17 protein-coding genes and 1 pseudogene are annotated in these 22,137 nt (G+C 69.7%); 11 read left to right on the top strand and 7 right to left on the bottom strand.

The window, feature by feature from the left end:
- Positions 1-5 precede the first annotated feature (5 nt).
- Genes AQJ64_RS23455 through AQJ64_RS23465 form a run of 3 tightly spaced genes read right to left on the bottom strand, consistent with a single transcriptional unit; the run spans position 6 to position 4,533 of the window.
- Positions 6-1,256 carry an AAA family ATPase gene (locus AQJ64_RS23455; protein ID WP_055632507.1) on the bottom strand — a complete coding sequence of 417 codons (1,251 nt, stop codon included), beginning with the start codon at positions 1,254-1,256 and terminating at the stop codon, positions 6-8.
- Positions 1,253-3,649, bottom strand: a complete 2,397-nt coding sequence (locus AQJ64_RS23460; protein ID WP_240512513.1) for a transposase — start codon at positions 3,647-3,649, stop codon at positions 1,253-1,255. The genes AQJ64_RS23455 and AQJ64_RS23460 overlap by 4 nt, the downstream gene beginning before the upstream one ends.
- Positions 3,646-4,533 (bottom strand): TnsA-like heteromeric transposase endonuclease subunit, encoded by an 888-nt coding sequence (locus AQJ64_RS23465; RefSeq protein ID WP_099053893.1) that lies wholly within the window; start codon positions 4,531-4,533, stop codon positions 3,646-3,648. The genes AQJ64_RS23460 and AQJ64_RS23465 overlap by 4 nt, the downstream gene beginning before the upstream one ends.
- 192 nt (positions 4,534-4,725) lie before the next feature.
- Here AQJ64_RS23465 and AQJ64_RS52435 point away from each other — a divergent pair.
- A pseudogene (locus AQJ64_RS52435) lies at positions 4,726-5,232 on the top strand (TniQ family protein); the annotation flags it as partial.
- A gap of 387 nt (positions 5,233-5,619) precedes the next feature.
- Positions 5,620-6,645, top strand: a complete 1,026-nt coding sequence (locus AQJ64_RS51085; RefSeq protein ID WP_240512512.1) for a hypothetical protein — start codon at positions 5,620-5,622, stop codon at positions 6,643-6,645.
- 465 nt (positions 6,646-7,110) lie between these two features.
- Here the strand turns inward: AQJ64_RS51085 and AQJ64_RS49205 are convergent, their stop codons facing one another.
- Both AQJ64_RS49205 and AQJ64_RS23470 read right to left on the bottom strand, forming a co-directional pair.
- Complete coding sequence (locus AQJ64_RS49205) at positions 7,111-7,269, bottom strand: hypothetical protein (protein WP_157880859.1); 159 nt, start codon at positions 7,267-7,269, stop codon at positions 7,111-7,113.
- Positions 7,270-7,863: 594 nt separating this feature from the next.
- Complete coding sequence (locus AQJ64_RS23470; RefSeq protein WP_063788669.1) at positions 7,864-8,391, bottom strand: NUDIX domain-containing protein; 528 nt, start codon at positions 8,389-8,391, stop codon at positions 7,864-7,866.
- A gap of 49 nt (positions 8,392-8,440) precedes the next feature.
- On the opposite strand from AQJ64_RS23470, the gene AQJ64_RS23475 reads away from it, so the two are divergent.
- The 7 genes from AQJ64_RS23475 to AQJ64_RS23505 all read left to right on the top strand — a co-directional run bounded on the left by AQJ64_RS23475 (position 8,441) and on the right by AQJ64_RS23505 (position 17,153).
- Positions 8,441-10,012 carry a phytoene desaturase family protein gene (locus AQJ64_RS23475; protein WP_059202949.1) on the top strand — a complete coding sequence of 524 codons (1,572 nt, stop codon included), beginning with the start codon at positions 8,441-8,443 and terminating at the stop codon, positions 10,010-10,012.
- An 85-nt stretch (positions 10,013-10,097) separates the two neighbouring features.
- Positions 10,098-11,207, top strand: a complete 1,110-nt coding sequence (locus AQJ64_RS23480) for an NAD(P)H-dependent flavin oxidoreductase (protein ID WP_055637130.1) — start codon at positions 10,098-10,100, stop codon at positions 11,205-11,207.
- The gene (locus AQJ64_RS23485; protein WP_055637131.1) at positions 11,204-12,763 is read left to right on the top strand and encodes an acyl-CoA synthetase; all 1,560 of its coding nucleotides are present in this window, start codon (positions 11,204-11,206) and stop codon (positions 12,761-12,763) included. Before AQJ64_RS23480 ends, AQJ64_RS23485 begins: the two co-directional genes overlap by 4 nt.
- Before the next feature lie 37 nt (positions 12,764-12,800).
- Positions 12,801-13,880, top strand: coding sequence for a sensor histidine kinase (locus AQJ64_RS23490; protein WP_055637132.1), 1,080 nt, complete (start codon positions 12,801-12,803; stop codon positions 13,878-13,880).
- Between the two features lie 25 nt (positions 13,881-13,905).
- Positions 13,906-14,547: a response regulator gene (locus AQJ64_RS23495; RefSeq protein WP_055637133.1), complete on the top strand. Its 642-nt coding sequence runs from the start codon at positions 13,906-13,908 to the stop codon at positions 14,545-14,547.
- A gap of 104 nt (positions 14,548-14,651) precedes the next feature.
- Positions 14,652-15,623 (top strand): hypothetical protein, encoded by a 972-nt coding sequence (locus tag AQJ64_RS23500; protein ID WP_055637134.1) that lies wholly within the window; start codon positions 14,652-14,654, stop codon positions 15,621-15,623.
- Between the two features lie 33 nt (positions 15,624-15,656).
- Positions 15,657-17,153, top strand: a complete 1,497-nt coding sequence (locus AQJ64_RS23505; protein ID WP_055637135.1) for an acyl-CoA synthetase — start codon at positions 15,657-15,659, stop codon at positions 17,151-17,153.
- A gap of 16 nt (positions 17,154-17,169) precedes the next feature.
- Here AQJ64_RS23505 and paaK read toward each other — a convergent pair whose 3' ends face one another.
- Both paaK and AQJ64_RS23515 read right to left on the bottom strand, forming a co-directional pair.
- The gene (gene paaK, locus AQJ64_RS23510) at positions 17,170-18,468 is read right to left on the bottom strand and encodes a phenylacetate--CoA ligase PaaK (RefSeq protein ID WP_055637136.1); all 1,299 of its coding nucleotides are present in this window, start codon (positions 18,466-18,468) and stop codon (positions 17,170-17,172) included.
- A 126-nt stretch (positions 18,469-18,594) separates the two neighbouring features.
- On the bottom strand, positions 18,595-20,199 hold the full coding sequence (locus AQJ64_RS23515; RefSeq protein ID WP_055637137.1) for an acyl-CoA synthetase: 1,605 nt from the start codon (positions 20,197-20,199) through the stop codon (positions 18,595-18,597).
- A 177-nt stretch (positions 20,200-20,376) separates the two neighbouring features.
- On the opposite strand from AQJ64_RS23515, the gene AQJ64_RS23520 reads away from it, so the two are divergent.
- Both AQJ64_RS23520 and AQJ64_RS23525 read left to right on the top strand, forming a co-directional pair.
- The gene (locus tag AQJ64_RS23520) at positions 20,377-21,177 is read left to right on the top strand and encodes a crotonase/enoyl-CoA hydratase family protein (RefSeq protein ID WP_055637138.1); all 801 of its coding nucleotides are present in this window, start codon (positions 20,377-20,379) and stop codon (positions 21,175-21,177) included.
- Positions 21,178-21,187: 10 nt separating this feature from the next.
- Positions 21,188-22,129, top strand: coding sequence for a Zn-ribbon domain-containing OB-fold protein (locus AQJ64_RS23525; RefSeq protein WP_055637139.1), 942 nt, complete (start codon positions 21,188-21,190; stop codon positions 22,127-22,129).
- The last annotated feature ends 8 nt before the right edge of the window (positions 22,130-22,137 follow it).

Here is a 22,137-nt window from a genome sequence, read left to right on the forward strand (position 1 = left end):
CCCTTTTACCCTGCCGACCCTATGGCTTCCGGGCCGTCGTCGTCGAACACGGTGTTGCGGCCTTTGGGCTTCCTTTTCGGCGTTGGCGTGTGCACCGGGATATCGGGCTGTTCGCCGGATTCGGCGTCGAGGTCGGGCATGTCGTCGGGGGTGACGGTGAACTGGTTGAGTAGGTCCTTGGTCAGTCCTTCGCTTTCGTCCTCGATGGCGCGGCGGCAGCCGTGCTGGATGAGTTTCTCCAGGATGCCGACCACGCCCTTGGTGCGGTTGAACAGGTACTCGGGCATGTCGCCCTGGGTGAGCATGCCGGCGGTGTTGGTAAGTAACCGCAACTCGCCTTCGAGACGTCGGAGATGGGCCATCCATGCCTCCATCTCTGCAGGTGTGACGTACCTGAACGGGCCGAGGCCGACGACCTGGAAGCGGCGTTCGTGCTGGCTGGCGGCGTGGTCGTTGGGGCTGCGGCCGATATCCTTGACCGGCTCGTAGATCCACTCCTGTGTCTTGCGGTCGCGGCGGCCTTCGCGCAGCAGGCCTGAAGTGGGGATGCCGACGCCGACGAGGATGAGTGTGACCGGCATGCTCATCATTTCGCGGATCAGGTCGAGGACGTCCTGGTCGGCTTCGCGGTGGAGCTTCAGGCGGGTGATGTCGTCGATGACGAGTGCCTTCGTGGCGTGCTCGACGACCGCGGTCTTGACGGTGCGCACCAGGTCTTCCAGGCGCATGCCCTTGTAGTCCTCGCCGTAGAAGTCGAGGATCCGCTGGCAGGTGGAGATGGGGGTGGCCTTGACCGGGCAGCGTACGTAGGCGACGGGGGCGACCAGGTCGCGGGTGCCCGGCATGGCGTCGGGGTTTGCGTAGTTGTTGATGGCCAGCCACTCCTCCTGGAAGCAGGCCAGGGCCTCGCAGATCGTCTCGGTCTTGCCCTGGGCGCCGTCGCCGTTGACCATGATGCCGCCGCGGGTTCCGGCCTTGTGGCTGAAGGCGCCGTCCTCGACACGGGCGAGTACTGCGTGGGCGACGCGCTCGCTCATGGGGGTGGCCTGGATCGGCAGGGAACTGTGCGTCGCGAGGCGATGCAGGTCGTGGATGCGCTTCTGGCGTTTCGAGAGGCGGCCGTACTCCTGTGCCGTGAGGATCGGTGCGGGGACGAAGGCTTTGCGGGTCTGGCACCATCGGTTCCAGCCTTCGAAGGTGGTGCGGTCCACCGCCGGGCCGGGGAGGAACGACAGCGGGTTTTGCTTCGAGGTCACTGGCTGGCCTCTTCCTCGGCCTCGCTGGCCGTGAACGCGGTGTCGTCATCGTTGAAGTCGTCATCCGGCAGCGCCAACAGGCTTGTAGCGCGCAGCCGTTCGGAGAGATCGGGGGGTGTGGGCAACAACTCGTCGGGGACCGCTGCTTCACGGCGGCGCCGGCGTTCGCTGTTCACTGCATCGTGTACTTGCTGGGCGCGGTCCGTCGGGTGCAGAGGTACGACCTTGGCGTCGGGGGAGCCTGCCCGCGCTGCGGGAATGGAGGCGGGCTGTGCTGGCGGCTCCTTCTTGACCGAGTTCGCGGGCCGGTCGGCGGCCGCCGCGGACGCCTGGGCGACTTCGCGTGCGTGCTCGGTACGCTGCCTCTTGGAGAGCTGGGTCGGCCATTTCTCGACTGGTATGTTGCCGCCGATCAACTCCAAGAGCACCGGCAGGAGTTCGGTGTCCGCCTTCGGGGCCAGGCCCCTCTTGCGCAGTTCCCGCATGGCTTCACGGACGCGGGCATCACTGAAGGCGGGCACCTCGCCTTCCTCGGGCAGGCCCGTCCAGCGCAGCGTGTGCCAGTCGTGGGTCCGCGGGTCCTGGAAGAACACGAAGCAGGGATCACGCGGGTCGCGGTGAATGACGTACTTGTTCTTGTTCCGGCCCCCGCGGTGGGAGAGTTCACCGCGGTAAGGCTCCAGGGCCTCGCCGTCGTACCAGAGGTTCTTGATCTTCACTCCGCGCTTGCCGTGGATCATGACCTTGTGCCGCGGCAGGAGCTGGTAGTACAGCTCGGCGGGCGGGATCCGCAGGGCGAAGCCGCCCTGGGACATCGCCGCCGCGAACAGGCTGTTGGGGCTGTGGTCGCCGCGCGGGTCCCAGCTCGGGGCGTACGAGCCGAACCGGCGGTTCTGCCAGGTCTCCACAACCCAGGTGGCGATGAGGTGTTCCATTTCCGTGACGGTCAGACAGGCATCCGCCTCCGGGTCCGCACCCCGGTCGGCGACGTCTGTGCCCTGGTAGCCGAGCAGGAGGGCAAACAGCAGTGACCTGATGGCGCCGAACGTCCGCTCCACGGAGTGCTTGTCGGTAGGGCGCAGGACGCGGCTGGGTTTGATGTTGGCCTTGATGACCCGCTGCACCTCGACCAGATGGTGGTTGCGGTAGACGGAGCCGTGATCGGTGGTGACCGTCTCGGGAGGGAAGAACGGCAGTCCGGCGACCTCGTACCCGGCGAACTCCGCGACCACCATGCTGGGGATGCCGGGGTAGGCCCATTCCACGTCCTTGCCCCAGTCCGGGCGCATCGGCAGCGGCATCATCATGTCCCGCAGCACCATCGCCACGTCGATCGAGCTGTCGGACACGAGGCTGAGCCGGAACGCGACGATCGAACGCGTGTAGATGTCCAGGGCCAGCGTCAGATACACGGACACCGGGTCGCCGAACACGTTGTCCAGCACCTTCACCGGCAGCACGGTGCTGTCCAGTGCTACGACCTGGCCGGGCCGGTGCACCACGATGTGCCGACCGGTCGCGTACTGCTTCGCCTTTGCCGCCGAGCGTGCGTAGCGCTGCCGCGCCCCATTGGAGCCGAACCACTCCTTCCAGATGGCCCGCAGGGTGTCGTAACCAGGGATCTCCACCTGCGGCGCATCAGCGGGATCAGCGTCAGTGGCTTCACCGTCAGCGGCTTCAGCATCCGCAGAGTCGAACACTTCGCGCACGTACTGGTGGATGAGACGCTCCTTGTCCCGCATGGTCAGCTTCGAGCGCCGATCCGACGATTCGGCGTACACCGCAAATAACGCCTCGCGCAGTTCGGGGGAGATCGTGTGCCCGGTTGCTTTGCGCAGCCACCGATCGTCTGCGACGCCGACCGGCCCGTACTTCGCCCGCGCGGTGTCCCAGCGGACCAGCGTGCGCAGGCTTGCCCGGTGCAGCCCGGTCGCCTTGGCCTGCGCGGGCGCTTCAGCCGCGGCTTTCCGTAACTCCTCCACTTTCGCGAGGCGGCGCTGGGTCAGCGTCGTGGTGTCTGGTTCGTACTGCGGCCGTGGTTCATGCGGCAGCGCGTCGAGCGGGTCGCCGCTGCGAAAGCCCGTCTCGACCTCCCGCAGGTGCTCCATCCGGAGCGTTACAATCGTGTGTTCGTATTCCTCCAGATCGTCTATTGCCTTGGGCTGCCGCCCCCGGTCCGCGGCTGGCAGGTCCGTGCGAGTCCGGGTGGAGGGGCGGCAGTCCCGGCGATGGATCAGATCGCTCAGCGAGGTCTTCCACGTCTCGCCGTCGTCGTTGACGAGCGTGACCCGGCCGAGGTGGGGCAGGCAGGACTGGATCCGCCACGCGCTGCCGCTAATGATCAGCTCGGTTCCCGGCTCTAGGTTCCACATGGGATCTACTGCGGTACTCACCGTGGCAGCTCCCGGTGATGCTGTTGCGGAGCCAGCCGAACCAGGCTCGCGTCCCCGAATGGGCCCGAGAGATCCAAACCGAGGTGGCGGTGCCACAGCAGATGGATCGCATGAGCCCGGCCGATCGCTGGAATACGGCAGTGCTCCACCAACTCACCAAATGGCAGCGGCCCTTGCGCTACCACCTTCCGTAACTCGTCCTGAATACCCAGCACATCTGGCAGCGGACGCCGCTCCGCCGAGAGCGCGTCCACGTTCGTCCACACATACTCGCGCCACCCCGCCACGACGCCGTACTGCCATCCCGCCACCAGCGCAGTCTCCGCCGCTGCGGCGAACTTCAGCGCGTCCTCCGGTTTGATCCGGTCGGCCGGACGTACGTCGATCAAGAAGAGCCCGGACTCTGTTACCAGCAGAAAATCCGGGATGTGCCGGATTGTCTTGCCACCGGATAGGAACCGCAGCCGGAATGGCTGACACAAGGCCTCCACCAGGCCGGCGGCGAAGTCGGCGACCAGCAACAGCCGCTCCTCCTCATGGCTCTCGAATCCGTGGTGCCGGTCCGTCGCCATCAGGTACTCAAGCCCCGGGCGGTGGAACTGATCCATACGCCACGTGAAGCGCCGCACAGGGACGCTCCGTCGAAGATCCACCTTGTCCAGGTCGCTTACCGGGCTCGTGATCGAAGTCTGGCCGAACTTCCACGTAGTGGTCCATCGCACGGGCCATGCTTCGTCGAGCTCCAAGGCCTGCGAGTAGTCGGCGAACTCGGAGTGCAGAAGAGCAAGGTCTTCGATGCGACATGCATCCGACCATGCGGCGGCAGTGGAAGGTGACGCCGAGACCGATTCAGCCCAACCCGGCCCGGAACTAGCTGAGTTCATCCGTTAGACCTCTAACCGCCGCTGCTCGGCGAACCGAATGTCATGAGCACGGGAACGCTACGGAACCTCGCAGACTCGCGCTGGGTGCACGGTCCCGAGTCACACGTTCGGGTGAACGTTGGGCCGTTTCGCTGTTGTGGGTGCCGACAGGCTGATCGGTTGAAGCTGGCACTGCTGCGCTGTGTGCCGACAATGGACAGGGAGCAGAGTGTGACGAGCGACAACGGTCCAAGACCACTTCCGCGCAGTCTGTCACCATTGGGCGGCGAATCTCTGCCCGGCTATGTCCTGCGTCTGGCTTATCGCTTGCATCGGTCACCCGCCCGGATCGGCTACCTCACAGGTCTGATCTCGCCCCGAGGTGACCGCTCCGAAGCCGCGCAGCAGTATTACTTTCCGGGGCACCAACTGCTCGCACTGGACCCGCGCACCCTGGAGAGGTTCGCCGCTGCCACTCGCCTTACTCCCGAGGAGGCCGCAGCCCTAGGAATGCTCAGCCTCGCACCTGCCTACCCGCCTTTGGCCCGTGCGTCCGGGCGGGGGGACGGACGTGTGCGGCAACTCTCTTGGTCCCTTATGACGTCGAGTAGGTTCTGTCCGACGTGCCTCATCGGCGATCACAGCCCCACCCAACGTGCCCATGGCGGTACGTGGCAGCAGCGCTGGCACCTGCCAGTAATCTTCGCCTGCACTCAACATCAGCGACTGCTCGAATCCGACTGCCCCAAGTGCCGTCGTCCGGTAAGTAGTTCGAGCAAGCAGGCGGGTCGAACGGCGAGCATCATTCTGTATCCCCAGAACGAAGCACTACATTCCGGGCAGTGCCGTAATAAGGAGCTGGAGGCTCCGAGACCTACACGGCGTCCGGTCGTCCTGTGCGGTGCCGACCTCTCCGGGCCCCGCGACTCCCCCCTCGCTCCGTTATCGGCCGAGCTGGCTTCTTGCCTAGCCCTTCAACGGCGCATCGAGCGTCATCTAGAAACCACGAATGAAGGCCCCAAACTATTTGAGGATCTGATTGCGATTGCTCAGCTCATTAAGTTGTCCTGGCCGAAATCGCTGGAACTAGCGCCGATGCCTGCAGCAATGACCAGCGCCCTCGAACACCACATGGAAGGAATTCATCGGAAGCTGACGGAGAAAGGATCCGCCAACCTGAACGGTGGAGAGCTCACCAGCCCGCCCCGCCAAGCTTTTTCTTGTGCAGCGCTCCTAATGCAGGCAGAACGATTGCGTTCTGTCGACACCCCATCCGAACTGTATCTTGTGATGCAGACACTGGCTGACCGGGCTTTTCAGCAGCACAACCGCCGATTCCTCGCACTGATCGAAAATTCGAATCTATCTGTACCACTCGCGCGTGCCCTTGCGCCACAACGCCAAGGTTTTCTCACTCGTAGGACCCGGCGGGCGGCCGACAGGCTCCGAGTTCCCACATCCCACGGTCAGTTCACCGCCGCGCAAGTGCCCCAACTTATTCCGCTCGACTGGTACGACCGTCACCTTCAAGATTTCACGAGACAACTCACCGTTCCCTCCCGTAACAACATCACCTTTGTGCGTCGTGCAGCCTCGCTCAAGCTTGTGCAGATGGTTTCTGGGCATACGGCAAGTGAGTGCTCACGCATATTGGACATTTCTGCGAGTGTCGTGAACTCCACCCTCGCTCAGCTTCGACAGCGCTGTCCCGACAGGGCATGGGGGCGATTCCAGGATGCAGTGGAATCGATCGCACGTGAGTTGGGACGGGCGCAAGTCCGCATCGACTTCGCGCGCCGGCGGCAATATCTAGCCGATTGGGAGATCTCCGGCGAAATCTGGCTGGAACTGACTCGGGAGCTGTCCCTTCTCGCTGACGAGCCACGTCATCGTAAGGCCGGTTCAGTATTCGTGTGGAGCCGTGTCACGGAAGGTGATCATCTTTTCTGTCCGCTGGTGCGAATTAGAGGGACCGGCGCGCGGCGGGCGGATGCCCGCACGGTGCTCAGGCAAACGTACGCGTACTTTGGCAAACAGGGTGAATACAACTCCTTGCGCCACCGACTCATGGAGTACTCCGAGCAAATCGCCAGGCGGTGCGATCTGGAGGCGCCCGTGCAGGACGCAATCTGATGCCAGGGCCGGTGGAGGCCGCGGCTTGATCTGTCAGTTCCCAGTTTTCGTCGAGACGTTGGTTATGCGGCCTGGCTTACCTGATCGGTCCGGGCTCGCGCTTCCGAAATGATCCGCTCGAACTCGACGGTGGCTTCCCGCCGGCAGCGCTGTGGTGGAGCCTGGTGCTGAGCCCGCGATCCACGTCGCCATCTTCAGCCTCGCCTCGGCCCGCGTCGCGAAGGTGTGCCGGTGGACGTACTCGGCCGTGAGTACCGAGTGGAACGACTCCGCCGCTGCACTGTCCAGAGCTGACCCGACCTGGCCACCTTTGGTCGCGATCGCCATTTGCAGCGCGGTGCTGACCAGCGCGGCATCGTGCCGTTCGCCCATCACGTAGCCCAAGGCCCGGCGGGACCAAGCGTCATGGAGGGAGGCGAGGTAGTGCGTGCCTTCGGCGGTGTCGATCTCGGTGATGTCGCCCCACTACAGCACGTCGGGCGCAATTGCGTCGAACTCGCGTCGTACCAGGTTTGTGGCGGCTTTCCGCTTGCCAGGGCGATTCAGTGAACGGCGCCGACGCGGCGGCTTGCGGCCCTGCAGGCAGAACTCGGGCATGATCTCGGCGACGGTGTTCTGCGACATCTGCCAGCCCTCTTCCACAGATCCCGCATGATCCTCGGCGAGCCGTACGTCCGGCCGGAGCGGTCGAAGAAGTAGCGGACAGGGCAGTCCTTCTGGCTTCGCGCTTTGTCGGCTCGTCCGGGCGGCGGCGCCACTTGTAGCACCAACGCCTCCGACACCCCGAGTGCCCGGCAGGCGATGCGATGCGGAATGTTCTCCTCGGCCTTGCAGCCGCTGATCGTCCCGACCAAGGCGGCCAGGTCCGCCGCAGCTACTTCACCCGCAAGACCATGCAGCGTTTGAGCACATCACGCTCCATGGAGAGCTCCTTGTTGTCCTTCTTCAGCAACTGGCCAGCGTGGTCTCGTCGATCCCGAGACCCTTCGCGGAACTCCGCATCGAATTTCTGTCTCCTGCCCGCCATTAGTCCCAACTTGCCCTGCAGCCACGGTCTCTACGCTACGAGCGGAAGGTCAGGTTCCGCCATCCTGGGCTGGCGTGATACGGCCTGTGACCTGCGCTGTACCAAAGTGCCAACTATCTCTCTGATACGGCACCGCCGGTACCTGAATCTAGTTGGCATCAGCGCAGGTCACGAACGCCATCTGGTGCCAACTAGCAGTCGTCGTCACACAGGAAATGGTGGGTCCGGGGTGCGAAGGCCGCGTCCGGATGGCGCAGCCCGAGCAGGACCTTGCCGTCGCGCTCCAGGTAGAGGTGGACGCCCACGACGTGCGGGGCCTCCCGCCGCACGGGCACGCTCCCGTCGCCCCGGTGCAGAGCGAGCACCTCGGCGGCCCACGGCGCCATGACGAGATGCCGGACGGTCGCCGCGTCGAAGAAGGCGAACATGATGCCCTCGCCGACCGGGATCCGTGCCGGGTCACCGTCCCAGCGGCCCAGGAAGACCGTGGTGTCGTTGGTGACCGCGAACCGGGTGAGCGCCTCGATCACGAGTCCGGTCTCCTCCAGCAGCTCGCGCGCGACCGCCTCCTCCGGTGTCTCGTCCCCCTCCCGCGCCCCGCCGGGCAGCGACCAGGCGCCTCGATCCCGGATCGCCTTGTACGCGTCCCGCAGATGCAGCAGGTACTGCCCCCGCTCGTTGACCAGGAGCGCGGCCGTCTGGCTCGGCTCGACGTCCATGGGATCCCCCCTCGTATCCAAGCCGGCGTGGATCGTGTTACGAAGAACCATGCCTGCTCACGAGGGACACCACACCTACGACGCCGTAGTCGTCGGCGGCGGACACAACGGCCTGGTCGCCGCCGCCTACCTGGCCCGGGCCGGGCGGTCCGTGCTGGTGCTGGAACGGCTCGGCGACACCGGCGGCGCCGTCGTCTCCACCCGCCCCTTCGCCGGTGTCGACGCCCGTCTGTCGCGCTACTCCTACCTGGTCAGCCTGCTCCCGCGGAAGATCGTGGACGACCTCGGGCTGCGCTTCCGCGTCCAGGGGCGCACGATCTCCTCGTACACCCCCGTCGAGCGCGGCGGACGCCCCACGGGACTCCTCGTGGGCGGGGGAGAGGACCGCACCCGGGAGGCCTTCGCGCGGCTGACCGGCGGCGAGCGCGAGTACGCGTCCTGGCAGCGCTTCTACGGCATGACCGGGCGCGTCGCCCAGCGGGTCTTCCCCACGCTCACCGAACCCCTGCCCAGCCGGGAGGAGCTGCGCCGCCGCATCGACGACGAGGAGGCCTGGCGCACGCTGTTCGAGGAGCCCATCGGGGCCGCCGTGGAGGCGAACTTCTCCGATGACCTCGTGCGCGGTGTGGTCCTCACCGACGCCCTCATCGGCACCTTCGCCGACGCCCATGATCCCTCCCTCAAACAGAACCGCTGCTTCCTCTACCACGTCATCGGCGGCGGCACCGGTGCCTGGGACGTGCCGGTCGGCGGGATGGGCGCCCTCACCGACGCCCTGGCCGCCGCCGCGCGCGACGCGGGAGCCGTCATCGCCACCGGCCACGAGGCGGTCCGTATCGCCACCGACGGCCGCAGCGCCGAGGTCACCTGGCGCAGCGCCGACGGCGAGGGCGTCACCACCGCCCGGCACGTTCTGGTGGGCGCCTCCCCGCAGGCCCTGGCCGCGCTCACCGGCGACGCGCCGCCCGCCCCCGCCGAGGGCGCCCAGCTCAAGGTGAACATGCTGCTCAAGCGGCTGCCCCGGCTGCGGGACGGCTCGGTCGACCCGCGCGAGGCGTTCGCCGGCACCTTCCACATCGCCGAGGGCTACGAGCAGCTCGCCACCGCCCACGCCCAGGCCGCCGCCGGTGCGCTGCCCGCCGCCCCGCCGTCCGAGATCTACTGCCACTCGCTGACCGACCCGACGATCCTCGGTCCCGACCTGGTCGCACAGGGCTACCAGACCCTGACCCTGTTCGGCCTGCACACCCCGGCCCGGCTGTTCGCCGGCGACAACGACGCCGTACGCGACCAACTCCTCGAGGCGACCCTCGCCCAGCTCGACGCCCACCTCGCGGAACCCCTGGCCGACTGCCTCGCCCCGGACGCCGACGGGCGCCCCTGCATCGAGGCGAAGACCCCGCTCGACCTGGAACGCGACCTCGGGCTGCCCGGCGGCAACATCTTCCACCGCGACCTGTCCTGGCCGTACGCGGACGAGGGCACCGGCCGCTGGGGCGTGGAGACCCCGCACGCCAACGTCCTGCTGTGCGGGGCGGGCGCGGTCCGCGGGGGAGGGGTGAGCGGGGTGCCGGGGCACAACGCGGCGATGGCGGTCCTGGAGGCGACCAGCGGCGAGTAGATCCAAAAGCGCTCCCGCCCAGTAAATCTGACGGTCTATCAGAAAACCTCTTCCGTCGTCCGGTCCACTGCGGCATCCTGCGCCCATGCAGACGGAGCTGAGCAATCACCTGGGAGTCGAGCACGCCGTCTTCGGCTTCACGCCGTTCCCCGCCGTCGCCGCGGCCATCAGCCGCGCGGGCGGCTTCGGCGTGCTCGGCGCGGTCCGTTACACCGCCCCCGACGACCTCAAACGCGACCTCGACTGGATCGAGGCGCACGTCGACGGGCGGCCGTACGGGCTCGATGTCGTCATGCCCGCCAAGAAGGTCGAGGGCGTGACCGAGGCCGACGTCGAGGCGATGATCCCCGAGGGGCACCGGCAGTTCGTCCGGGACACCCTCGCCAAGTACGGCGTCCCGGAGCTGGCCGAGGGCGAGGCCTCCGGCTGGCGGATCACCGGCTGGATGGAGCAGGTCGCCCGAAGCCAGCTCGACGTCGCCTTCGACTACCCGATCCGGCTGCTCGCCAACGCCCTCGGCTCCCCGCCCGCCGACGTCGTCGCCCGCGCCCACGAGCGCGGCGTGCTGGTCGCCGCGCTCGCCGGGAGCGCCCGGCACGCCCGCAAGCACCAGGAGGCCGGCATCGACATCGTCGTCGCCCAGGGGTACGAGGCCGGCGGGCACACCGGGGACATCGCCTCGATGATCCTGACCCCGGAGGTCGTGGACGCCGTCGACCCGCTGCCCGTCCTCGCCGCAGGCGGCATCGGCAGCGGACGGCAGATCGCCGCCGCCCTCGCGCTCGGCGCCCAGGGCGTGTGGCTCGGCTCCCTCTGGCTGACCACCGCCGAGGCCGATCTGCACTCACCGGCCCTCACCCGCAAGCTCCTCGCGGCCGGCTCCGGCGACACGGTCCGCTCCCGCGCCCTCACCGGCAAACCCGCACGCCAGCTCCGCACCGAGTGGACCGACGCCTGGGACGACCCGCACGGACCCGGCACCCTCCCCATGCCCCTCCAGGGCCTGCTCGTCGCCGAGGCGGTCTCCCGCATCCAGAAGTACGAGGTCGACCCGCTGCTCGGCACGCCCGTCGGGCAGATCGTCGGCCGGATGAACGAAGTCCGCCCGGTCCAGGCGGTCTTCGACGACCTCACCCGCGGCTTCGAGCAGGCCGTGGACCGCGTCAACCGCATCGCCGGAAGGAGCGGACAGTGACCGGCACGAGCACACCCCCCGCGGGCTTCTGGGCCCAGGCGGCCGCCGACCCCGACCGAACGGCCCTGATCGCGCCGGACGGCGAGGAGTGGACCGCCGGACGGCTGCACGCCGACGCCAATCGGCTGGTGCGCGGGCTGCGCGCGGCCGGGATGGAACGCGGCGACGCCTTCGCCGTGGTCCTCCCCAACTCCGCCGAGTTCTTCACCGCCTACCTCGCCGCCACCCAGGCCGGCTTCTACCTCGTCCCCGTCAACCACCACCTCGTCGGCCCCGAGATCGCGTGGATCGTCGCCGACTCCGGCGCCAAGGTCCTCATCGCCCACGAGCGCTTCGCCGACGAGTCCCGCCGCGCCGCCGACGAGGCCGGTCTGCCCGCCGACCACCGGTACGGCGTCGGAGCGGCCGAGGGCTTCCGGCCCTACGCCGAACTCCTCGACGGACAACCGGAGTCGGCGCCCACCGGCCGCACGCTCGGCTGGGTCATGAACTACACCTCCGGTACGACGGGCCGCCCGCGCGGCATCCGGCGCCCGCTGCCCGGGAAACTCCCCGAGGAGGCGTACCTCGGCGGCTTCCTCGGCTTCTTCGGCGTCCGGCCCTTCGACGACAACGTGCACCTGGTCTGCTCGCCGCTCTACCACACGGCGGTCCTGCAGTTCGCGGGCTCCTCGCTGCACATCGGCCACCGCCTGGTCCTCATGGACAAGTGGACCCCCGAGGAGATGCTGCGGCTGATCGACACCCACCGCTGCACGCACACCCACATGGTCCCCACCCAGTTCCACCGGCTCCTCGCCCTCCCCGAGGCCACCCGGCAGGCGTACGACGTCTCGTCCATGCGGCACGCCATCCACGGTGCCGCGCCCTGCCCGGACCATGTCAAGCGGGCGATGATCGACTGGTGGGGCGAGTGCGTGGAGGAGTACTACGCGGCCAGCGAGGGCGGCGGCGCCTTCGCCACCGCCGAGGACTGGCTGAAGAAGCCCGGCACCGTCGGCAAGGCCTGGCCCATCAGCGAACTGGCGATCTTCGACGACGACGGCAACCGGCTCCCGCCCGGTGAACTCGGCACGGTCTACATGAAGATGACCACCGGAGGCTTCGCCTACCACAAGGACGAGGCGAAGACCCGGAAGAACCGCATCGGAGACTTCTTCACCGTCGGCGACCTGGGCGTCCTCGACGAGGAGGGCTATCTCTTCCTCCGCGACCGCAAGATCGACCTGATCATCTCCGGCGGCGTCAACATCTACCCCGCCGAGATCGAGTCCGCGCTCCTCGCCCACCCGGCCGTCGCCGACGCCGCCGCGTTCGGCATCCCGCACGACGACTGGGGCGAGGAGGTCAAGGCGGTCGTCGAACCGGCCCCCGGCCAGGAACCCGGTCCCGGCCTCGCCGCCGCCCTCCTGGCCCACTGCGCCGACCGCCTCGCCGGCTACAAGCGCCCCAAGTCCATCGACTTCGTCACCGAGATGCCCCGCGACCCGAACGGCAAGCTCTACAAGCGGCGTCTGAGGGAGCCGTACTGGGAGGGCCGCACCCGGCCGGTGTGATACTGAGACCCTGTCAGGTGCGACGGGGGAGTGGGCCGTGCGACTTCCGCAAAGGGCGGGCGAGTTCGGGCCGGCCGTCGTCATGCTCGCGGCCATGGCGGCCGTACGGCTCGGTCCGCGCCCGGAGGACGAGGGACCCCTGTGGGCGGCCCTCGCGCTCGCCCTCGTCATCGCCGGCGGCCTCGCGGTGCGCCGCCGACTGCCGCTGACCGCCTACGCGGTCGGCACCGCGGGGCTCGTCGCGGAGGCCCTGTGGGTGGGACCGGGCCCGCTGACACCGGTCGCGAACCTCATCGGCGTGTACTACGTCGGCCTGTGCGCCACCCCGCCGAGGGCCCGGCTCGGCGCCCTGCTCGTCCTGCCCGGTGTGCTGGCCTGGTTCGCGCCCGAGGACCGGCCGGCCTCGGTGCCGGTCGCCGTGGTCTTCGTCTGGCTGCTGGTGTGGGCGGCCGGGTACGGCACCGCGCGCCGCAACCGGGAGGCGGAGGACCGCAGGGCGGACCGGCGCCGGGAGGACGTGCTCGCCGAACGGGTGCGGATCGCCCGCGAACCGCACGACGTCGTCGGGCACTCCGTGAACGCCATGCTGGTGCAGGCGGGCGCCGCCCGGGTGGTGCTCGACACCCGGCCCGACCGCACCCGTGAGCTGCTGGCGGGCGTCGAGCGCACCGGCCGGGACGCCCTCACCGAACTCGACCGGCTGCTCGGCGTCCTGCGCGCCGAGGAGGATCCCGACGACCGGGACGATCCCCTCGGCCTCGGCCAGCTGGTGCGGCCGCTGGCCGACGCGGGCATGGAGGTCCGGCTGGACATCGCGCCCGAGGCCCGTGAACTGCCCCCGCAGCTGCGGACGTCGGTCCACCGGATCGTGCAGGAGGCCCTCACCAACGCGCTCCGGCACGGACGTGCCCGCCCCGCCGAGGTCACCGTCGGCCGCCGGGAGGACACCCTGCTCGTACGGATCGCCGACGGGGGCGAAGGCCCCGCCCCGCACTACCGTCCCGGTCGCGGCCTGCGCGGCATCGGCGAGCGCGCCGCCGCCCTCGGCGGCCGGGTCGAGCACGGGCCGGGCGACGGCGGCGGGTTCACCCTGAGCGTCGGAGTCCCGCTGCCGTGAACCGGACTTCCGGAGTGCGACGCCCATGACCCTGCGTGTCCTGCTCGCCGACGACGACCCCCTGCTGCGCACCGGTGTCGCCGTCGTGCTCGAAGCCGCCGGCATCGAGGTCGTCGGCGAGGCGGGCGACGGCGTACGGGCGGTGGAGCTGTGCCGGGAACTGGCACCGGACCTCGTCCTGATGGACGTCCGCATGCCCGGCCACGACGGCATCGAGGCCACCGCACGCATCGTGGACGCCGGGCTCGCGACCCGCGTCCTCGTCCTGACGACGTTCCCCGACGACGAGTACGTGTGGCGGGCGCTGCGCGCGGGAGCCCACGGCTTCCTGCTCAAACGCGCCGCGCCGGAACGGCTCGTGGACGCCGTCCGTACCGTCGCCGCCGGACACACCCTGCTGGACCCGCTGGTCACCCGGCCCCTCGTGGACCGTCTCGTCACCCGGCGCGGCGGCGCCCCGGACGACGCCCGGCTGCGGCACCTCACCTCCCGCGAGACCGAGATCCTGCGCCTGGTCGCCGAGGGGCTGACCAACGCCGAACTCGCCGGCCGCCTCGGCATCGCCGAGTCGACCGTGAAGACCCATGTCAAACGCATCCTGCACAAGATCGGCGCCCGCGACCGCGCCGGTGCCGTGGCCATCGCCCACCGCTCCGGGCTCGTCTGAGGCGTACCCCCGTGGGGGTACCCCGGCGGGGGGACGCCCCGGGCCGGACACCGTCCTACCGTCCCTTCCGTCGGCAGGCGGACGGCGAGACGACGGGGGCGCGCATGAACGTGCTGGGCGGGTACGCGAGCGAGGTGTGGCGGGCCGTGCGGCCGGTCGACCGCTACCAGCGGCTGCTGTGGTGGTGCGGGACGGCGATGGTGGCGTCCGGCGCCGTGCACGGCGTGGTCGCGCTCGTCGACTTCGCGCCCTGGTGGGGGCCGGTGTCCTGGCGCAAGCCGGTCGTGTTCGGGGTGTCCTTCGGGCTGATGGCGTGGGCCGCGGTCCGGATCCTTCGCCAGCTCGCCGTCCGCTGGTGGATCCGGGCCGGTGCGGGGCTGGTCGTCCTCACCTCGGTGGGCGAGACCGCGCTGATCACCGCCCAGCGCTGGCGCGGCACCGCGTCCCACTTCAACCGGGCCACCGCCACCGACGCCGCCGTCTGGAGCGCGATCGGCGATCTCGTCGTGCTGCTGGTCCTCGGGGTGGTGGTGCTGTGCGTGGCCGCGCTCGTACGGTTCGAGGGCCGCCCGGCGTCCCGGGTCGCGGTGCTCGTGGGGCTGGCCGGCGTGCTGGCGGCCGGGGCCATCGGGCAGCGGATGGCCGCCGTCGGCGAGCAGGTGTTCGACGAGACGGGACACGTTCCCCACGAGCTGCTCTTCGGCGCCGCGGGCAGCGCCAAACTGGCCCACGCCGTCGGCCTGCACGGACTGCAACTCCTCGCCGTGCTCGCGATCCTGTGCGAGGCGGGCCGGCTCGGCGAGCGTGCGGCCGGCACCGTGACGGGCATCGCGGCCCTCGGTTACGCCGCCGCCTTCACCGCGATCACCGTCACGGCCTACGACGGACGCGCCCCCCTCCACCCCTCGGCCGCCATGGCGGTGCTGCTGGTGGCCGGGTTCCTGACCACGGCGGCGGCCGCCCTCGTCACGTTCGTGCGGGCCTCCTCGATACGCGGGACCGGGTCCCGCCCGATGCCGACGTCATCGCCGGCCCGCCCCACCGCAGCTGACACCGGCCGGGCGGGCCCGACTTGACCTGTCCCGGTGGCAAGCCGAGGATCATGTGCCATGACGTCCGGACACGGCAGCACGGTCGACGGGGTGCTGCGGCGCAGCGCCCACCGCACCCCGGCACGCGTCGCGGTCGAGTACCGCGACCGCACCTGGACCTACCAGGAGCTCGACGACGCGGTCTCGCGCGCGGCGGCCGTCCTGCTCGGCGAAGGGCTGGAACGGGGCGACCGGGTCGGTGCCTACGGCCACAACTCCGACGCCTACCTCATCGCCTTCCTCGCCTGCGCCCGCGCCGGCCTGGTCCACGTCCCCGTGAACCAGAACCTCACCGGAGACGACCTCGCGTACATCGTGGAGCAGTCGGGCAGCGCCCTCGTGCTGGCCGATCCCGATCTCCAGGACCGGCTCCCGGCGGGCGTGCGGACGCTGCCCCTGCGCGACGCCGACGCCTCGCTCCTGGCCCGGCTGGCCGGTACCGAGCCGTACGACGGCCCCGAGCCGCGCTCCGAGGACCTGGTCCAGCTCCTGTACACCTCCGGCACGACCGCCCTGCCCAAGGGCGCGATGATGACCCACCGGGCGCTGGTGCACGAGTACCTCAGCGCGATCACCGCCCTCGACCTCAGCGCCGGCGACCGCCCCGGGCACTCCCTGCCGCTGTACCACTCCGCGCAGATGCATGTGTTCCTGATGCCGTACCTCGCGGTCGGCGCCACGAACCTCGTCCTCGACGCACCCGACGGCGACCAGCTCTTCGACCTGATCGAGGCGGACCGCGTCGACAGCCTCTTCGCGCCGCCCACGGTCTGGATCGGCCTCGCCCATCGCCCCGACTTCGCCACCCGTGACCTCAGCGGGTTGCGCAAGGCCTACTACGGGGCGTCGATCATGCCGGTGCCCGTCCTGGAACGGCTGCGCGAACGCCTGCCGAAGCTCGGCTTCTACAACTGCTTCGGACAGAGCGAGATCGGCCCGCTCGCCACCGTCCTCGCCCCGGACGAGCACAAGGGCCGCATGGACTCCTGCGGGCGCACGGTCCTGTTCGTGGACGCCCGTGTCGTGGACGAGAACGGCGAGGCGGTCCCCGACGGCACGCCCGGCGAGATCGTCTACCGCTCCCCGCAGCTGTGCGAGGGCTACTGGGAGAAGCCCGAGGAGACCGCCGAGGCCTTCCGGGACGGCTGGTTCCACTCCGGGGACCTCGCCGTGCGGGACGCCCACGGCTACTTCACGATCGTCGACCGGGTGAAGGACGTCATCAACTCCGGTGGAGTCCTGATCGCCTCCCGTCAGGTGGAGGACGCCCTCTACACCCATGAGGCGGTCGCCGAGGCCGCGGTGATCGGCCTGCCCGACGAGAAGTGGATCGAGGCGGTGACCGCCGTGGTCGTCCCGCGCGGCGAGGTCACGGAGGACGAACTCCTCGCACACGCCCGGGAGAAGCTCGCCTCCTTCAAGGCCCCGAAGCGGGTCCTGTTCGTGGCCGAACTGCCGCGCAACGCCAGCGGGAAGATCCTCAAGCGGGAGCTGCGAGACCGGTTCGGAACGTGACCCCGGGGGGCGGGAGCTACTCCTTCGGGCGCTCGTCCACGATCCGCCTGATCTTCCCCACCGACCGTTCCAGCGACTCCGGCTCGACGATCTCCACGGTCACCGACACCCCGATGCCGTCCTTCACGGCCGCCGCGATGGCCTGCGCGGCGCTGTCGCGGTCCCCGGGGCCGGCGCCGGGGCGGGCCTCCGCGCGCACCGTCAGCGCGTCGAGGCGGCCCTCCCGGGTCAGCCGGAGCTGGAAATGGGGCGCGACACCCGGGGTGCGCAGCACGATCTCCTCGATCTGCGTCGGGAACAGGTTCACCCCGCGCAGGATGACCATGTCGTCGCTGCGGCCGGTCACCTTCTCCATCCGCCGGAACACCCGCGCCGTGCCCGGCAGCAGCCGGGTCAGATCCCGGGTCCGGTAACGGATCACCGGCATCGCCTCCTTGGTGAGGGAGGTGAACACCAGCTCGCCCTCCTCGCCCTCCGGCAGGACCTCACCCGTGATCGGGTCGACGACCTCCGGGAAGAAGTGGTCCTCCCAGATGTGCAGGCCGTCCTTCGTCTCCACGCATTCCTGCGCCACCCCCGGACCGATCACCTCCGACAGCCCGTATATGTCGACCGCGTCGATCGCGAACCGCTCCTCGATCTCCCGCCGCATCGCCTCCGTCCACGGCTCGGCGCCGAAGATCCCCACGTGCAGCGAGGTGGACCGCGGATCGACGCCCTGCCGCTCGAACTCGTCCAGCAGGGTCAGCATGTACGACGGGGTCACCATGATGATCCGGGGCTCCAGGTCCTGGATCAGCCGGACCTGACGGGAGGTCATCCCGCCGGACGCGGGGATCACCGTACAGCCGAGGCGTTCGGCGCCGTAGTGCGCGCCGAGCCCGCCGGTGAACAGGCCGTAGCCGTAGGCCACATGGACCGTGTCGCCCGGGCGGCCGCCCGCGGCGCGGATCGAACGGGCCACCATGTCCGACCAGAGGGACAGATCGCCGTCCGTGTACCCGACCACCGTGGGGCGGCCCGTCGTGCCGCTGGAGGCGTGGATGCGGCGGACGCGCTCGCGCGGGACGGCGAACATCCCGTACGGGTACTGGGCGCGCAGGTCCGCCTTCGCGGTGAACGGGAAGCGGGCCAGATCGGCGAGGCTCCGGCAGTCGTCGGGGTGGACGCCCGCCTTGTCGAAGGACTCCCGGTAGAAGGGCACCTGCGCGTAGGCGTGCCGCAGGGTGGCCCGCAGCCGCTCCAGCTGCAGGGCCCGCAGAGCGGCCCCGTCGAGACGCTCACCCTCGTCCAGCAGGTCCCTCGTGTCCGTCATGGGAGCCCTCCCTCGGCACATGGCCTGAACGCGACCGATCCGGGCGACCGATCATTCGGTCGAGTCGCCGTGGATCAGTAATCCAGGCCGAGGGGCGTCAGGCAAGGGGCCGACCGAGTCTTCCTCTCACCGGCTCTCCGCCGCCGCGACCTCCCGGGCCCACCGGTAGTCCGCCTTCCCGCTCGGCGAGCGTCGGATGGTGTCGGCGATCACCAGTTGACGGGGGATCTTGTAGCCCGCGAGGCGGGTCCGGCAGTGGGTCTGGATCTCCTCCAGGGAGGGGTGCGGCGCCCCGGTGCGCACCTGCACCACCGCCGCCACATGGTTGCCCCAGGTCACGTCCGGTACCCCGGCCACCAGGGCGTCGTACACGTCCGGGTGGGACTTCAGCGCCTGCTCGACCTCCTCGGGGTACACCTTCTCGCCGCCGGTGTTGATGCACTGGGAGCCGCGGCCCAGGACGACGACCACCCCGTTCTCGTCGACGGTGGCCATGTCGCCCAGCAGCACCCAGCGCTCGCCGTCCCTCTCGAAGAAGGTCTCGGCGGTTTTCACCGGGTCGTTGTAGTAGCCGAGCGGGACGTGACCGTGCTGGGCGACCCGGCCGACCTCGCCGGGGGCGATCGGCCCGAACGTCACCGGATCGACCACCTTCGTACGGGAGTTGACCCGGATCCGGAAGCCGCGCTCGGGGCCTGAGTCCTCCGTCGCGGTGCCGTTGAAGCCGGACTCGGAGGACCCGAAGTTGTTGAGCAGCATCGCGTTCGGCAGCAGCGCCCGGAACTGGCCGCGGACGGTGTCCGACATGATCGCCCCGGAGGAGGACACGCTGAACACCGAGGAGCAGTCGGTGCCCTTCATCGGCCCCTCCAGCGCGTCGATCAGCGGCCGCAGCATCGCGTCCCCGACCAGGGAGATCGCGTTGACCTTCTCCTTCGCGATGGTCCGCAGCACCTCCTCGGGCACGAACTTGCGGTGCAGCACCACCCGTTGGCCGAAGTTGAAGCCGATGAAGGCGGTGAGGGTCGATGTGCCGTGCATCAGCGGGGGAGTGGGGAAGAAGGTGATCCCCGAGCCGCCCGCCGCGACCCGCTCGGCGAGCTCCTCCGGCCTCTTCACCGGCTCCCCGGTCGGCGCCCCGCCGCCCAACCCCGAGAAGAACAGGTCCTCCTGGCGCCACATCACCCCCTTGGGCATGCCCGTGGTGCCGCCGGTGTAGATGATGAACTGGTCGTCGCCCGAGCGGTCCGGGAAGCCCCGCTCCGGTGAGCCGGCCGCCTCGGCGTCCGCGAAGGCGGTGACCCCCTCGCCCGCCGGGCCGACGCACACCAGGTGCCGCAGCGCCGGGGCCTGCGGCAGCGCGGCCGCGACCCGCTCCGTGAACTCCGCGTCGAACACCAGTCCGACCAGATCGGCGTCCCGGTAGAGGTAGACCAGCTCGTCCTCGACGTAACGGTAGTTGACGTTCACCGGCACGATGCGCGCCTTCAGGCAGCCCAGCGCCGTCTGGAGGTACTCGACCCCGTTGTACAGATGCAGGCCGACGTGTTCGCCCGGGCGGATCCCGCTCTCCAGGAGGTGGTGGCCGATCCGGTTGGCCGCCGCGTCCAGTTGCGCGTACGTCAGCCGGCGCTCGGTGCCGGTGCCCGGATGGTCGACGTACACGAGCGCCTCGCGGTCCGCCGCCACGTCGACGACCGACTCGAACAGGTCGGCAAGGTTGTACTCCACTGCTCCTCCTGACCCTGGACGCCCCGGCTCCTGCAACGGTTCGCCGGTCATCAGAGCAAAGGGCGCGACAACTGGGAAGGGTCCGCGCCAAGAAATCTGACTGAGTGTCAGAAAACTCTTGAAGTGCCTTCACGCCTCCTGCAACCTGTTCTCGTTCTTTCCGAGGGGAGATGTGCGATGGGCGGAACCGAACACCTCACCGTGCGGCGCGAAGGCGCCACACTCGTGCTCACGCTCAACCGGCCGGAGGCCAAGAACGCGCTCTCGATCGGCATGCTCGTCGGTCTGTACGACGGCTGGCTCGAGGCCGACGAGGACGACGCGGTCCGCTCGGTCGTCCTCACCGGGGCGGGCGGCAGCTTCTGCGCCGGCATGGACCTCAAGGCCCTGGCCGGGAACGGCATGGCGGGCGAGCAGCACCGCGACCGGCTCAAGGCCGACCCCGACCTGCACTGGAAGGCCATGCTGCGCCATCACCGGCCGCGCAAGCCCGTGATCGCCGCCGTCGAGGGGTACTGCGTGGCGGGCGGCACCGAGATGCTCCAGGGCACCGACATCCGCGTCGCCGGCGAGTCCGCCACCTTCGGTCTCTTCGAGGTCAGGCGCGGTCTGTTCCCGATCGGCGGTTCCACCGTCCGCCTGCAACGGCAGATCCCGCGCACCCACGCCCTGGAGATGCTGCTCACGGGCCGGCCGTACACCGCGCGGGAGGCGGCGGGCATCGGCCTGATCGGCCATGTGGTCCCCGACGGCCAGGCACTCGACAAGGCCCTGGAGATCGCCGAACGGATCAACGGCTGCGGGCCGTTGGCCGTCGAGGCCGTGAAGGCGTCGGTGTACGAGTCCGCCGAGCTGACGGAGACCGACGGTCTCGCCGCCGAACTCAAGCGCGGCTGGCCGGTGTTCGACACCGCCGACGCCAAGGAAGGCGCCCGCGCCTTCGCGGAGAAGCGAACCCCCGTCTACAAGCGCGTCTGAGGAGCCCCCCGTGCCCGAAGTCCTCACAGCCCCCCTCGTCGTCGAGTTCCCCTTCACCCGCTCCCTCGGGCCCGTCCAGAGCGCCTTTCTGACCGGGCTGCGGGAGCGGGTCGTCCTCGGGGTCGCCGCCGCCGACGGGCGCACCCTCGTGCCACCCGTCGAGTACGACCCCGTCACCGCCGAGGAACTCCGGGACCTCGTCGAGGTCGCGCCCACCGGAACGGTCACCACCTGGGCCTGGAACCACGAGCCGCGCCGCGGGCAGCCCCTCGGCACCCCCTTCGCCTGGGTCCTCGTCAGGCTCGACGGCGCCGACACCGCCCTGCTGCACGCCCTCGACGTCCCCGCCCCCGAAGCCGTCCGCACCGGGATGCGGGTACGGATCCGCTGGGCCGGGGAACGGACCGGGGCGATCACCGACATCGCCTGCTTCGAGCCGTACGACGGAGAGCCGGTCCCACCGGGCGGCAGCGACGGCGCGTTCGAGGACAAGGTCGCCGGGATCGTCGCCCACGCCCGGCTCGACTACACCTACTCGCCCGGCCGGGCCCAGTCCGCCTACATCGCCGCCCTCTCCGGCCGGCGGACCGTCGGCGAGCGCTGCCCCTCCTGCCGCAAGGTGTACGTCCCACCGCGCGGCGCCTGCCCCACCTGCGGCGTCGCCACCACCGAGCAGGTCGAGGTCGGCCCGGCCGGCACCGTCACCACCTTCTGCATCGTCAACATCAAGGCGAAGAACCTCGACATCGACGTCCCCTACGTCTACGCCCACATCGCCCTCGACGGAGCCGACCTCGCGCTGCACGGACGCATCGGCGGGATCCCGTACGACCAGGTGCGGATGGGCCTGCGGGTCGAACCGGTGTGGACGGACGGCGGCCGCTACCCGGACCACTACCGGCCGACCGGCGAGCCCGACGCGGACTACGAGACGTACAAGGAGCTGCTGTGACCGGGGAG

The organism is Streptomyces griseoruber (genome assembly GCF_001514205.1).
Classification (GTDB): Bacteria; Actinomycetota; Actinomycetes; order Streptomycetales; family Streptomycetaceae; genus Streptomyces; species Streptomyces griseoruber.

Bases quoted from the DNA above. Each gene is read 5' to 3' on its own strand.
- AQJ64_RS23480 (WP_055637130.1), top strand. From the start codon at position 10,098: ATGCAGACGGAGCTGAGCAATCACCTGGGAGTCGAGCACGCCGTCTTC.
- AQJ64_RS23500 (WP_055637134.1), top strand. From the start codon at position 14,652: ATGAACGTGCTGGGCGGGTACGCGAGCGAGGTGTGGCGGGCCGTGCGG.
- AQJ64_RS23520 (WP_055637138.1), top strand. From the start codon at position 20,377: ATGGGCGGAACCGAACACCTCACCGTGCGGCGCGAAGGCGCCACACTC.
- AQJ64_RS51085 (WP_240512512.1), top strand. From the start codon at position 5,620: ATGACCAGCGCCCTCGAACACCACATGGAAGGAATTCATCGGAAGCTG.
- paaK (WP_055637136.1), bottom strand. From the start codon at position 18,468: ATGACGGACACGAGGGACCTGCTGGACGAGGGTGAGCGTCTCGACGGG.
- AQJ64_RS49205 (WP_157880859.1), bottom strand. From the start codon at position 7,269: ATGTCGCAGAACACCGTCGCCGAGATCATGCCCGAGTTCTGCCTGCAG.
- AQJ64_RS23465 (WP_099053893.1), bottom strand. From the start codon at position 4,533: ATGAACTCAGCTAGTTCCGGGCCGGGTTGGGCTGAATCGGTCTCGGCG.
- AQJ64_RS23470 (WP_063788669.1), bottom strand. From the start codon at position 8,391: ATGGACGTCGAGCCGAGCCAGACGGCCGCGCTCCTGGTCAACGAGCGG.
- AQJ64_RS23475 (WP_059202949.1), top strand. From the start codon at position 8,441: ATGCCTGCTCACGAGGGACACCACACCTACGACGCCGTAGTCGTCGGC.
- AQJ64_RS23505 (WP_055637135.1), top strand. From the start codon at position 15,657: ATGACGTCCGGACACGGCAGCACGGTCGACGGGGTGCTGCGGCGCAGC.
- AQJ64_RS23495 (WP_055637133.1), top strand. From the start codon at position 13,906: ATGACCCTGCGTGTCCTGCTCGCCGACGACGACCCCCTGCTGCGCACC.